We start from the raw sequence: 12297 nt of genomic DNA, 5'->3' as shown, positions 1-12297 counted from the left end.
TATCGACGGATGAGCGACGCCGCGGCGAACGCGCGGGCGTTCTCCGGACAGTCGTTGTCGCATCGGAAAAGGATCAGTCGATGATAGAGAGCGGCGGGGGGACGGTCTACGAAGCGATTGTGCGAAGAAAATCGCGCGCGGCGATATGGCGCGCGATCGCGCGTGGCCGGGCGCCCGGCCGGCCCTCAGGCTGAAATCTCGGCCTGGCCACCGAGCGAATTCCGAAATCTCGGAACGCCGTTCGTGTGACTATTTCCGCAGACGAAACAAACCCCTTGCGAATCAACGACCTGCAAGCGTGACGGCAAGCCGGACAGCTGGCACGGAGGTTGCGTAATAGACGGCACACAATGCCGCGAAGCAATGCAGGCATTCCAACATCAGGAGACACGTCTTGCAGACCTCTATCCATACCCCGTCCCATCCGGAGCCGATTGTCGAAGCCGGTCCCGCCAAGCGCGAACGCTTCTGGCCGGACGGCTGGTGGAAGCTGATGGAAATCCGCATCGGCATCATCCCGCTGCCCGTCTACTTCATCCTGCTCGCGCTGATCGTCGGTTTCGCGGTGACGGGCAAGGTGCCCGGCGAGATCTCGATGGCGATCGCCGTGCTCGCATTCTTCGGCTTCACGTGCGCGGAACTCGGCAAGCGTCTGCCGCTGTTGCGCAACATCGGCGCGGCCGCGATCTTCGCGACCTTCGTGCCATCGGCGCTCACGTACTACCACCTGCTGCCGAAGCCGGTGCTGAACCTGACGGTCGAATTCACGAAGTCGACCAACTTCCTGTACCTGTTCATCGCGTCGATCATCGTCGGCAGCATCCTGAGCATGGACCGCCGCGTGCTGATCCAGGGCTTCCTGAAGATCTTCATCCCGCTGGCCGTCGGTTCGGTCGCGGCCGCGATCGTCGGCACGGCGGTGGGCACCGCGCTCGGCCTCGGCGCGCGCCACACGCTGCTGTACATCGTCGTGCCGATCATGGCCGGCGGCGTCGGCGAAGGCGCGATTCCGCTGTCGATCGGCTATTCGGAACTGATGCACCTGCCGCAGGGCGAGATGTTCGCGATGGTGCTGCCGCCGGTGATGCTCGGCAGCCTGACCGCGATCATCCTGTCGGGCGCGCTCGACATGCTCGGCAAGCGCCTGCCGCACCTGACCGGCAACGGCCGCCTGCAGGTCGGCGAAACGGGCGACATGACGCCGGAAAGCGAAGAGATCCGCGGCCACGTCGACGTCACGCACATCGCGGGCGCCGGCATCACGGCGATCACGCTGTACCTCGTCGGCCTGATGGCGTTCAAGCTGTTCGGCCTGCCCGCGCCGGTCGCGATGCTGTTCCTCGCGGTGCTCGTGAAGCTGGCACGCGCGGTGTCGCCGCCGCTGCAGGAAGGCGCGTTCGTCGTCTACAAGTTCTTCTCGACCGCCGTCACGTATCCGCTGCTGTTCGCGATCGGCGTCGCGATGACGCCGTGGGACAAGCTGACCGCCGCCTTCACGATCGTCAACGTCGTGACGATCGTGTCGACCGTCGCGACGCTGATGGGCACCGGTTTCGTGGTCGGCCGCCTGATGAAGATGTACCCTATCGACACCGCAATCGTGAACGCCTGCCACAGCGGGCAAGGCGGCACCGGCGACGTCGCGATCCTGACCGCCGCGAACCGGATGCAGCTGATGCCGTTCGCGCAGATCGCGACGCGCATCGGCGGCGCGATCGTCGTCACGGTGACGCTGATCCTGGTCGCGCACTTCGGATGATGCGCCGCCGCGCGCACCGTCGCGCAGGCTGCTTCGCACGCGCCGCCGCCGGCCTAGCCGGCGCGCGGCGCGCGTCGTTCCGGACGGCCGGTAGCGGACGACCGGTTGGGCGGCCAGGGCCTGTTCACGCCGATAACGGGCTTCGATGAGGGCGAACGTGCAGAAGAGCTTCAAGGGTATCCCGTGGTGGGGCTGGGCGTCGGCCGCCGCGCTGTATGTCGGCGTGGCGGGCGCGGCCGTCGATTTCGCGTGGGAACGCGCGATCGACGCGCTCGAGGAAACCGGCGCGCACCGGCTCGACCTGTATGCGTCGAGCCTGAAGAGCGAGCTCGGCCGCTTCGAGATCCTGCCCGGCCTGGTCGCGCGACAGGACGGCGTGCGCGCGATGCTGAAGGCCGCGCCGCACGACACGCCCGCGCTCGTGCACACGGTGAACACCTACCTCGAAGCCGTGAACCGCGACGCGGGCAGCGGCGCCGTCGACGTGATCGACCTGCAGGGCGAGGTGATCGCCGCCAGCAACTGGAACGAGACGCTCAGCTTCGTCGGCACCAACGTGTCGTACCGGCCGTACTTCAAGGACGCGCTCGCGCGCGGCAGCGGCCGCTTCTTCGGCATCGGCACCAACACGGGCGTGCCGGGCGTCTACTTCGCCAGCGCGGTACGCGACGACGGCGTGCCGATCGGCGTCGCCGCCGTCAAGATCAGCGTCGATTCGCTCGAATCGGCCTGGCGCGCGCCGGGCGTCGCCGCGATGGTCGTCGACAGCAACGGCGTGGTCGTGATCTCGACCGAACCCGCATGGAAATTCACCGCGCTGCGCCCGATCACCGCGCAGCAGCAGCGCGACATCCAGGCGTCGCGGCAATACGCGGGCCGCACCGTCGACGCGCTGCCGTATCGCCGCATCGGCGATCGCAGCACGGCCGCCTGGTTCGGCACGTTCCCCGACCTGCGGCACCCCGACCGCACCACCCGCTATCTCGTGATGTCGCGCCCCGCGCCGCAGGCCGGCGATTCGCTGATGGTGCTGCTCGACATCGCGGGCGCGCGGCGCCAGCAGCAGACGGCGTTCGTGTTCGTCACCGGCGCGTTCCTGATCGCCGCGCTGCTGGCCGGTTACGCGATCCAGCGGCGCCGGGCGATCGCGGCACGGCTGCGCGTGCAGGACGCACTGCGCCGCGCGAACGACCGGCTCGAACTGACCGTCGCGCAGCGCACGGCCGCGCTGACCGCCGCGAACGAACAGATGCAGCGCGAGATCGTCGAGCGCGAGCGCACCGAGCAGCGGCTGCGCGATTCGCAGCAGGAAGTCGTGCACGCGGGCAAGCTCGCGGTGCTCGGACAGATGGCCGCCGGCCTCACGCACGAGCTGAACCAGCCGCTCGTCGCGATCCGCACGCTGTGCGACAACGCGCGCACGTTCTTCGAGCGCGGCCAGCCGGCGCCGGCGTATGCCAATCTCGAACGGATCGGCAAGCTGGTCGACAGCATGGCCGTGCTCACCGGCGAGCTGAAGACCTTCGCGCGCAAGCCCGACGTCGAGCGCGTCGCGGTGTCGCTGAACGAGGCCGTCGCGCATGCGCGGCTCATCTACGACGCGCGGATCCGCGACGAAGGCGTGCAGCTCGACGTGAACATCGCGCCCGGCACGGCGGTATCGGCCGAATCGAGCCAGTTGCAGCAGGTGATCGTGAACCTGCTCGGCAACGCGCTGGACGCGGTGCACGACGCGCCGGTGCGCCGCATCGTCATCGAAGCCGCCGGGCCGGACGAAGCCGGCCGCGTGCGCTTCACGGTCGCCGACAGCGGCGCCGGCATCGCGCCCGAGGTGCTGCCGCACCTGTTCGAGCCGTTCGTCACGACCAAGCCGCGCGGCCAGGGCCTCGGGCTCGGCCTCGCGATCACGTCGCGCATCGTCGAGGCGTTCGGCGCGAAGATCGCCGCGACGAACCGCGACGAAGGCGGCGCGCAGTTCAGTATCGAATTCGCGGCGGCGACGCTGCAAAGGACAGAGCATGGAAGATGAGATTCGGGTGCTGGTCGTCGAGGACGATGAAAACGTCCGGATCGGCGTCGAGCAGGCCGTCGCGCTCGCCGGGTTCCCGGTCGACGCGTTCGCGGCGGCCGCCGATGCACTTGCGCACGTCGCGCCCGGCGCGCCGGTCGTGATCGTGTCGGACGTGCGGATGCCGGGCATCGACGGGCTGCAGCTGCTCGATCGCGTGATGGCCGTCGATGCGCAGATCCCGGTCGTGCTGATCAGCGGCCACGCGGATATCTCGACGGCCGTCGGCGCGATGCAGGTCGGCGCGTACGACTTCATCGAGAAGCCGTTCTCGTCGGACGTGATCGCCGGCCGCGTCGCACGCGCGGTCGAGAAGCGCCGCCTGACGCTCGAAGTGCAGGGGCTGCGCGCGGCGCTCAACAACTGGCAGGGCATCGAGGCATTCGTGCTCGGCAAGTCGCCCGCGATGGCCGACGTACGCAAGAAGATCCTGCGCCTCGCCGATACGTCGGTGTCCGTGCTGATCACCGGCGAGACGGGCACCGGCAAGGAACTGATCGCGCGCAGCCTGCACGACTTCGGCGGCCGGCGCGACGCGCATTTCGTCGCGCTGAACTGCGGCGGCCTGCCCGAGCAGATCTTCGAGAGCGAATTGTTCGGCCACGAGGCCGGCGCGTTCACCGGTGCGATCAAGAAGCGCATCGGCAAGATCGAATGGGCTCAAGGCGGCACGCTGTTCCTCGACGAGATCGAGACGATGCCGATTCAGCTGCAGATCAAGATGCTGCGCGTGCTGCAGGAGCGCGTGGTCGAACGGCTCGGCGCGAACGAATTGATTCCGGTCGATTGCCGCGTGGTTGCCGCATCGAAAGCCGATCTCGCGGAACTCGCGGCCGACGGACGCTTTCGCGCGGACCTGCTGTATCGCCTCAACGTCGCGCAGATCGAGCTGCCGCCGCTGCGCGAGCGGCGCGAGGACGTGCCGCTGCTGTTCGAGCATTTCGTGCTTGCGGCCGCGCGGCGCTTCGGGCAGCCGGCGCCGGTCGTCACGGCTGCGCAGGTGTCCGAACTGATGACGCATGCATGGCCCGGCAACGTGCGCGAGCTGCAGAACGTGGCCGACCGCTTCGTGCTCGGGCTGACCGGCGACAGCCTGCTGTCGTCCGGCGGCACGCCGACCGCGGGCGGCACGCTCACGGAGCAGCTCGCGTATTTCGAACGGATGCTGATCGAGGACATGCTGCGGCGTCACAACGGCAACGTCGCGGAGGCGAGCGTCGCGCTCGGCATGCCGAAGAAGACGCTTTATCACAAGCTGCGCAACCTGCGGATTCCCGCGCGCGGCGACGCGGCAGCCGACGGCGGCGAATGACGCGAACGAGGACACGCACAACAGCATGGATCGCATCGAAGTCACCGAACACGGCCGCGTCGACGGCCACCTGATCCGCGGCGTCACGCGCGCGCAGAAAACCTTCCGCCCCAGCGACTGGCCCGAGCGCCTCGCGGGCGTCATCACGCTGTTCGTCGGCGAACTGCGGCCCGGTTATCCGTGCGCGCTGTCGCGGCTCGCGATGCCCGTCGTCGACGGCGGCGTCAAATGCCTGATCGTGTCGGACGAACTGCGCAGCGTGTGCGCCGATGCGTTCGACTTCGCGATGCGGTTCGCCGCCGACAACGACCTCCCCGTGGAGCTTCAGACCACGCCTGCATTGACGGTGCGCTGACGCGCGCGCCGCATGCGCGGCGTGCGCACTTCCCCGCTTTTTTTCGATGCGATCGCGCACGCGCGCAGGCCTTCGCACGCCCCTTCGGCCCGGCTCGGACCGTCAGACGATTGAAAGAATCTCGACGCACGACCACGGCCCGACAAGGCTTTGCGGCCGAGCCATCAATAAAATTGATCGTCACGATGAAAATTATGCGTTTTCCTTGCAGGTCGCCGTGATGCATAGTTGCGTCGAGTTGACGCACCTTTGAGTCTTTCAGTCATGAACATGCGAATCGAGCCGTCCGTGCTCGCGAACCCCGACCTGCAATTTGCGACGCTTTCGTCAGGCATCAGCCTGCCGTATGTCGAGCGGGGCAGCGGCGCGCCGATGGTGTTCGTGCACGGTTCGCTGTGCGACTACCGCTACTGGGATCCGCAGCTTGCATCGCTGTCGGCCCACTACCGCTGCATCGCGCCGAGCCTCAGCCATTACTGGCCGGCCGTCGAAGCGGGCATCCAGGACGAGTTCAGCTGGCAGAACCACGTCGACGAGCTCGCCGAATTCATCGACGCGCTCGATCTCGGCCCCGTGCATCTGGTCGGCCATTCGCGCGGCGGCAGCGTGGCGTTCAACGTCGCGCGCCAGCATCCGCATCTCGTCGACACGCTGACGCTCGCCGATCCGGGCGGCCCGCTGCAACAGCAGGGCGTGCGCGAAGCCGCGCTGCCGGCCGCCGCACTCGCGCTGCGCACGAAGGCCGTGAACCTGATCGGTCAAGGCGACGTCGAATCCGGTCTCGAGATGTTCGTCGATTCCGTGAGCCTGCCCGGCGCATGGAAGAAGAGCACGTCGCGCTTCCGCACGATGGCGATCGACAACGCAAGCACGCTGCCGAAGCAACTGCGCGATCCGCTGCCCGCGTATTCGCAGCACACGGCCGGCGATATCGCGTGCCGCACGCTGCTGATCGACGGCCAGCGCAGCCCGAAGATGTTCCGCAACAACGTCGACACGCTGTCGCAGTGGATCGGCGATGCGCAACGGCAGACCGTCGCCGGCGCGTCGCACGGGATGAATGCGGCAAGCCCTGCCGTGTTCAACCGCTACGTGCACGAGTTCATCGCCGCGTAATTTCCCGGGCGGCGTTCGTTCCGCCCGATATTCCCCGTTTCATTCCCCGCACGATGCGGGCGCCCGTCCGCATCGAGGGCGCCCGGTTACGCCGCCGCCTCCGCCTTGCGCGTTACCGCATCCGGCAACCCGAACACGCTGTCGAACGCCCAGTTGTACGCGAACGTGAAGATCGGGAAGAACACGATCAGTACTGCGTCGTACAGGAACGCCTGCAGCAGCGACACGTCGAGCCACCACGCGATCAGCGGAATCAGGAACGTCACGAGCGCGACCTGAAAACCGATCGCATGCAGCACACGACGCCCGACGGTGCGCGTCGTCGCCGCGCTCCGCCGCTCCCATGCCTCGAATGCGAGGTTGTACAGAAAATTGACGGTGACGCCCGTCGTCGAAATCATCACGCCGAGCAGGCCGCTCGTCGCCGCGCTCGCGCCGCTCAGCATACCGAGCACCGACGACGCGACCAGGATGCCGAGCACCTCGAACATCACGACGTAGACTATGCGTCTCTTCCACCCTTGCATGACCATCCACCTTCCTCTCGAACAAGGTGGCGAGACTATCAGCGGGTCCCCCGTCCGCAAAAGTCAGGTCCTTTCAATTTTTCTGACAGGAGAGGCCGCACATGCTGACCAGCGACCACATCGACATGCTGCTCACCGTCATCGACAAAGGCTCGTTTTCGGCGGCCGCGCGTGCGCTCGGCCGCACGCCTTCGGCGGTCAGCATGGCGATCGCGAATCTCGAGGCCGAACTCGATCTCGTGTTGTTCGACCGCGGCACACGGGAACCGACGCCGACCGCCGCGATGGCCGCGCTGTTGCCCGATGCGCGTTCGATCGCCGAGCAGTTGCAGGTACTGCGCGCACACGCGCAGCACTTGTCGGAAGGCGTCGAGGACACGCTGCGGCTCGGCGTCGCGGCCGAGATCGACAGCGCGCCCGTCGCCCGCGCGCTGACGGCGGTCGCCGCGAAATATCCGGCGCTCGCGATCAGTGTCGTCACGGCACCGCAGGACGCGATCGTCGACGCGCTGCATCGCGCCGCCATCGATCTCTGTGTGGCGTACTGCGGGCTCGACCTGCATCCGCAGGAACAGATCCACGCGCTGTGGACCGAGACGCTCATTGCCGTCGCTGCGCCGGCGCATCCGCTGATCGCCGAAGGCGCACATCCGGAAGCGATCGAACGGCTGTCGGGCTTCCGGCAGATCGTGATCGCCGATCCGGAGCGGCCGTTGACCGACGTGCGGCCGTTGATCGGCAACCGCACGTGGAAGGTGACCGACATGGCGACCGCGATCGCGCTCGTGAAGGCCGGTCACGGGTGGGCGAACCTGCCCGCGTCCGTGATCGGCGGATACGTCGCCAACGGCGAACTCGCGCCGCTCGTGTTCGAGAACATCCGCAACGGCTTACCGCTGCCCGTGTACCTGCGGCGGCCGAAGCACACGGGGCTCGGCAAGGCCGCGAGCGAACTGGTTCGCGCGCTGCGCACTGCATGCGACGGCAGGTAGCCGGTGCGGCGGCGAACGCCGCCGCACCGCCGGTCAATGCCTGACGGCTCGACCGTTAGTTGCAGTTAATGCGCAGCTGCCGCCGCGCCCTGGATCGAATCGACGAGCGACGCGTTGTCGTAGCGACGTCCGGCAATCCCCCATCCGCCATCGACGGCATGGACGACATTCACCCAGACTTGCGCCGGCGTCAGCCGTCCGCCCGCGCGGCGCAGCACGATCGCGGTCGCCCGTTCCACGTATTGCCGCTGCTTGTCGGGCGCCGCGAGCGCGACGGCCGGCAGCTTCAGTTCGACGAACGCCGCGGGCTCCGCGCGTCCCTGCACGAAGGTCCGGTGCCGCGGCAGCACGTTGAGCGTGCCCACCACGTTCGGCGCCAGGAACGCATTCCCGGTCAATCCTTCGACATCCAGCAGCGCATCGGTCAGCTCGGCAAACACCGGCCCCTCGTCGTCCGGCGTGAAAACCCCTTCGGATACTGTCAGCGTGATCGGCATCGCACTTCCTCCTGGTCAGGTCATCGGAATCGTGACGTGATATAAATATCAGTCACTCTCTATACATTAGACACTAATCGCTCTCTATGCAAGATAAAGAGCGATCACTCTGAAGCGAGCCAGTCATGCGTTATTCCGTCGAGCACAAGCACGAAACCCGCGCGCGCATCCTCGAGGCGGCGAGCCGCCTGTTCCGTCAGGAGGGATATGGCGGTTCGGGCATCGGTCCGTTGACGAAGGCGGCGGGCGTCACCAATGGCGCGTTCTACGGGCATTTCAAATCGAAGGGCGAAGCGTTCCGCAGCGTCGTCCTCGACGGTCTGGAGCAGCTCCGCCAGGGCGTCGCGACGTTCAAGGCCGAGCATGGCGCGCGCTGGCGGCGCCCGTTCGCGGCGTTCTACCTCGGGCCGCGGCGCACCTGCGAACTCGCCGAGAGCTGCGCGCTGCCGAGCCTGTCGCCGGAAGTGATGCGCGCCGACGACGACACGCGCGACGCGTACGAACAGGCATTGCGGCAGATCGTCGACGAAGTGGCGTCCGGCCTGGGCGACCCGCCCGACGACGATCGCGCGATCGCATACCTCGCGCTGCTTTCGGGCGGCGTCACGCTTGCCCGCGCGGTGCGCGACCCTGTGCTGGCGAAGCGGATTGCCGATGCCGTCGAGCGCTACGCGGTCGTGATCGCGGAACGCACGGACGTGAAACCGGAGCAGTCGGCCTAACGGACGGCCAATAAAAAGGTTCATCGCGGAATTCCGGGGAACGCGGCGCGGATCTTGAGGAAGAAGTATTCCTCGTCGCGGTACCCGTAAGCCCTGCGCTTGATGACCTTGATAGTGTTGTTGATGCCTTCAACAACGCTGGTATTGAGCGGATGGCGGCAGCGAGTCACGATTCCATGCCAATACCCCTGCAAGCGCTGGGCGAACTTTTGCAGGGCGGCAATCCCGCTTTGCTGGGCCTGTTCGAACCATTGCCCCCAGGCTTTTTCCGCCCAGGCTGGCTTTCGGTAGAACCAGAGCCGCTTGAGTTCGTCGCGCAGCACATAGACGCATAGCAGCGATTGATTGGCGGCCAGCAGTTCCTTCAGGTGTACCGCCTGTTCTGGTTTCAAGTTATGGCGGTTGCGCAGCAACAGCCAGCGGCTGGACTTCAGAACCTTCCGCGCTGGTTTGTCATCTCGCAGTTGGTTGGCCTGATCCACCCGAACTCGGTCGATCACTTCGCGCCCGTACTTGGCCACGACGTGGTACAGATCGAAGACGATTTCCGCCTGCGGGCACTGTTCCTTGATCTCCAGCTCGTAGGCCGTGGTCATGTCGATCGCAACTGCTTCGATACGCTCGGCCACGCCTTCAGGGAGTTGTTCGAAGAAGGCTCGCGCCGTTTCGCGCGAACGTCCTGGCCCGACCCAGAGCACCTGCCGGCCGATCGGATCAACCACCACCGTGGCGTAGCGATGGCCTTTGTGCAGCGCGAACTCGTCCATCGCCAGATAGCGGATCGTCGACCAGTCCGGCTCGGCCACGCGTGCTCGCAGGCGCATCTTGTCGATCGATTTGACCGTGTGCCAGCCCAGATCGTAGAAGCCCGCCACCGCTTGTACGCTGGCCGCTTGCAGCAACTTCTCGCAAGCCTTGGCGAACCGCTCCGTCACTCGCTGGTAGCGGCCCAGCCACGCCAGCTTCTCCAGTCGCGGGCCGCCGCAGTGTTCGCACCAGACCCGGCGACGGGGAACGTGCAGCACCACCCGATATTCGAACAGCGGCAGATCGCGCACTCGACGAACCACCGTCTCATGGATTTGCTGGCAGCGTGCACCGCATTGCTCGCAGTACATGACCTTGCTGACCGGCCTCAGATATAGCGACAGCGTGCGCTCTTCTCCTTGCGGCCATTCCACCCGTTCCAACCGATAGCCGGTCCAGCAGCCCAGCGCCTGAAGTGCCTTTCGATCGAGCAATTGCTTCCTCCGACATCCTTAAAATCATGTGTCAGATTATGCAATCGCTCGAAAACGCTCCACGGTTTCCTGCGATGAACCAATAAAAAACCCCGATCCGCATCGTCACGGATCGGGGTTCCTCGACTCGCCGCCTGTTCCGGCGGCCCGTCGCGAGCCGGTGCGTCAACGCACCGCGACTTCCTGCTTGACGGTCGCCGCGTCGCCGACCGCCGTCGGCGCCGCCCCCCACCCGCCGCCCAACGCGCGGATCAGGTTCACGGTCGACACGGCCTGCGCACCGGTCAGCTGGTTCGCCTGCAATTGCGACACCAGCACCGACCGTTCGCTGTCGATCACGTCGAGATACGCGATCTCGCCTTCCTGATACTGCGTGCGCGACAGCGTCGCCGCGCGGCGCGATGCATTGACGGCCGCATCCTGCGCGTGGATCTGGTCGTCGAGCAGGCGCAGATCGGCGAGATTGTCCTCGACCTCGCGGAACGCGACGAGCACCTGCTGCCGGTAGTTCGCGACCTGCTCGTCGTACTGCGCGCGCGCCTGCTGCACACCGGCCGCACGGCGCCCGCCGTCGAACAGCGGCAGCGTCAGCGCGGTGCCGGCGAACGGCCCGAGCAGGAACGTGCGGCTCGACCACATGAACAGGCTGCCGAGCGTCGACGCCTCATACCCGAACGCCCCCGTGATATCGAGCTTCGGGAAATACGCCGACTTCGCAAGGCCGATCCGCGCGTTCGCGGCCGCCATCGCGCGCTCGGCCGCCGACACGTCCGGACGGCGTTCGAGCAGCGCGGACGGCAGGCCCGGCGGAATCTTCACGCCGACCGGCACGATCGGCGTTTCCTTGAACGCGAAATCCGCGGGCGCCTTGCCGAGCAGGATCGCAAGCGCATGCTCCGAGGCTGCGCGCCGGCGCGCGACGCCGACCGCATCGGCCTGCGCGGTGGCCAGCTCGTTCTTCGCCCGCGACACGTCGAGCTCGCTGATGTCGCCTTCGTTGAAGCGGCGCTGCACGAGCTTGAGCGCCTGATCGCGCAGTTCCACCGTGCGGCGGTACAGGTCCTGGTCCGAGTCGAGCTGGCGCAGTTCGAAGTAGTTCTGCGCGACGTCCGCCTGCAGCGCGAGCTGCACCGAACGGAACAGCGCTTCGCTCTGCGCCTGGTCGGCACGCGACGCCTCGACGTTGCGGCCGACGCGGCCGAACAGGTCGGCCTCGTAGGACACCGTGCCCTGCGCGCGCCACAGCGTCGCGTTGGTCGGGCCCGTGCCCTGCGGCTGGAACTGCGACGCCGACGACAGCCCTTCGCGCGTCGGCCCGAAACCGGCGCCGATCTGCGGGAACCATTGCGAACGCGCCGAACGCGTCGCCGCGCGCGCTTCCTCGACCCGCGCGGCCGCGGCCTTCAGGTTCTGGTTCGCCGCGAGCGCCTGCGTCTCGAGCGAATCGAGCACCGGGTCGCCGAACACCGTCCACCATTCGCCGCGATGCGCGCCGTCCGACGGCTCGGCCGTCTTCCACGTGCCGGCCTGTTCGCCCTGCGCGAGCGTCGGCGCTTCCTTGTACGCGGCCGGCGTCGACGCATCCGGGCGCTTGTAGTCGGGGCCCACCGCGCACGCGGCGAGCAGCGTCGCGAGCAGGGTGCTCGCGGCCGCCACCTTCGCGAAGCGCATCAGGCCATTCGAGTTGTGCATGTTGTTCATGTTTCTA

At 67.0% G+C, this 12297-nt stretch carries 11 protein-coding genes; 7 read left to right on the top strand and 4 right to left on the bottom strand.

Annotation, left to right across the window (positions count from 1 at the left end; all coding sequences use genetic code 11):
- The first annotated feature begins 394 nt into the window (after positions 1–394).
- The 5 genes from ACN22W_RS31780 to ACN22W_RS31760 all read left to right on the top strand — a co-directional run bounded on the left by ACN22W_RS31780 (position 395) and on the right by ACN22W_RS31760 (position 6610).
- A complete protein-coding gene (locus ACN22W_RS31780; RefSeq protein WP_048245865.1) occupies positions 395–1759 on the top strand; it encodes a 2-hydroxycarboxylate transporter family protein in 1365 nt (454 codons plus the stop codon).
- Positions 1760–1904: 145 nt separating this feature from the next.
- Complete coding sequence (locus ACN22W_RS31775) at positions 1905–3788, top strand: sensor histidine kinase (RefSeq protein WP_419688451.1); 1884 nt, start codon at positions 1905–1907, stop codon at positions 3786–3788.
- Entirely contained in the window at positions 3778–5139 is a 1362-nt protein-coding gene (locus ACN22W_RS31770; RefSeq protein WP_193099720.1) for a sigma-54-dependent transcriptional regulator, read from the top strand. Before ACN22W_RS31775 ends, ACN22W_RS31770 begins: the two co-directional genes overlap by 11 nt.
- 25 nt (positions 5140–5164) lie before the next feature.
- Complete coding sequence (locus tag ACN22W_RS31765) at positions 5165–5494, top strand: DUF3579 domain-containing protein (RefSeq protein WP_343494741.1); 330 nt, start codon at positions 5165–5167, stop codon at positions 5492–5494.
- Between the two features lie 264 nt (positions 5495–5758).
- A complete protein-coding gene (locus tag ACN22W_RS31760) occupies positions 5759–6610 on the top strand; it encodes an alpha/beta hydrolase (RefSeq protein WP_343494740.1) in 852 nt (283 codons plus the stop codon).
- 86 nt (positions 6611–6696) lie between these two features.
- On the opposite strand, the gene ACN22W_RS31755 is transcribed toward ACN22W_RS31760, so the two are convergent.
- Positions 6697–7137, bottom strand: a complete 441-nt coding sequence (locus ACN22W_RS31755; RefSeq protein ID WP_419688448.1) for a PACE efflux transporter — start codon at positions 7135–7137, stop codon at positions 6697–6699.
- Positions 7138–7238: 101 nt separating this feature from the next.
- Between ACN22W_RS31755 and ACN22W_RS31750 the strand changes: the two genes are divergently transcribed.
- Entirely contained in the window at positions 7239–8129 is an 891-nt protein-coding gene (locus ACN22W_RS31750) for a LysR family transcriptional regulator (RefSeq protein WP_419688447.1), read from the top strand.
- A gap of 65 nt (positions 8130–8194) precedes the next feature.
- Here ACN22W_RS31750 and ACN22W_RS31745 read toward each other — a convergent pair whose 3' ends face one another.
- Positions 8195–8626 carry a Tautomerase enzyme gene (locus ACN22W_RS31745; RefSeq protein WP_129515854.1) on the bottom strand — a complete coding sequence of 144 codons (432 nt, stop codon included), beginning with the start codon at positions 8624–8626 and terminating at the stop codon, positions 8195–8197.
- A gap of 125 nt (positions 8627–8751) precedes the next feature.
- Between ACN22W_RS31745 and ACN22W_RS31740 the strand changes: the two genes are divergently transcribed.
- Positions 8752–9348: a TetR/AcrR family transcriptional regulator gene (locus tag ACN22W_RS31740; RefSeq protein ID WP_419688445.1), complete on the top strand. Its 597-nt coding sequence runs from the start codon at positions 8752–8754 to the stop codon at positions 9346–9348.
- Between the two features lie 20 nt (positions 9349–9368).
- Here the strand turns inward: ACN22W_RS31740 and ACN22W_RS31735 are convergent, their stop codons facing one another.
- Both ACN22W_RS31735 and opcM read right to left on the bottom strand, forming a co-directional pair.
- Positions 9369–10589, bottom strand: a complete 1221-nt coding sequence (locus ACN22W_RS31735; RefSeq protein ID WP_419684184.1) for an ISL3 family transposase — start codon at positions 10587–10589, stop codon at positions 9369–9371.
- A 165-nt stretch (positions 10590–10754) separates the two neighbouring features.
- Positions 10755–12290, bottom strand: a complete 1536-nt coding sequence (gene opcM, locus ACN22W_RS31730; RefSeq protein ID WP_129515856.1) for a multidrug efflux transporter outer membrane subunit OpcM — start codon at positions 12288–12290, stop codon at positions 10755–10757.
- Positions 12291–12297: the final 7 nt, after the last annotated feature.

This window comes from Burkholderia theae (genome assembly GCF_048565265.1).
In the GTDB taxonomy this organism is placed as follows: Bacteria; Pseudomonadota; Gammaproteobacteria; order Burkholderiales; family Burkholderiaceae; genus Burkholderia; species Burkholderia theae.
This window is presented reverse-complemented; position numbering and strand designations above follow the sequence as displayed.

Bases quoted from the DNA above. Each gene is read 5' to 3' on its own strand.
- ACN22W_RS31775 (WP_419688451.1), top strand. From the start codon at position 1,905: ATGAGGGCGAACGTGCAGAAGAGCTTCAAGGGTATCCCGTGGTGGGGC.
- ACN22W_RS31770 (WP_193099720.1), top strand. From the start codon at position 3,778: ATGGAAGATGAGATTCGGGTGCTGGTCGTCGAGGACGATGAAAACGTC.
- ACN22W_RS31765 (WP_343494741.1), top strand. From the start codon at position 5,165: ATGGATCGCATCGAAGTCACCGAACACGGCCGCGTCGACGGCCACCTG.
- ACN22W_RS31760 (WP_343494740.1), top strand. From the start codon at position 5,759: ATGAACATGCGAATCGAGCCGTCCGTGCTCGCGAACCCCGACCTGCAA.
- ACN22W_RS31755 (WP_419688448.1), bottom strand. From the start codon at position 7,137: ATGCAAGGGTGGAAGAGACGCATAGTCTACGTCGTGATGTTCGAGGTG.
- ACN22W_RS31750 (WP_419688447.1), top strand. From the start codon at position 7,239: ATGCTGACCAGCGACCACATCGACATGCTGCTCACCGTCATCGACAAA.
- ACN22W_RS31745 (WP_129515854.1), bottom strand. From the start codon at position 8,626: ATGCCGATCACGCTGACAGTATCCGAAGGGGTTTTCACGCCGGACGAC.
- ACN22W_RS31740 (WP_419688445.1), top strand. From the start codon at position 8,752: ATGCGTTATTCCGTCGAGCACAAGCACGAAACCCGCGCGCGCATCCTC.
- opcM (WP_129515856.1), bottom strand. From the start codon at position 12,290: ATGAACAACATGCACAACTCGAATGGCCTGATGCGCTTCGCGAAGGTG.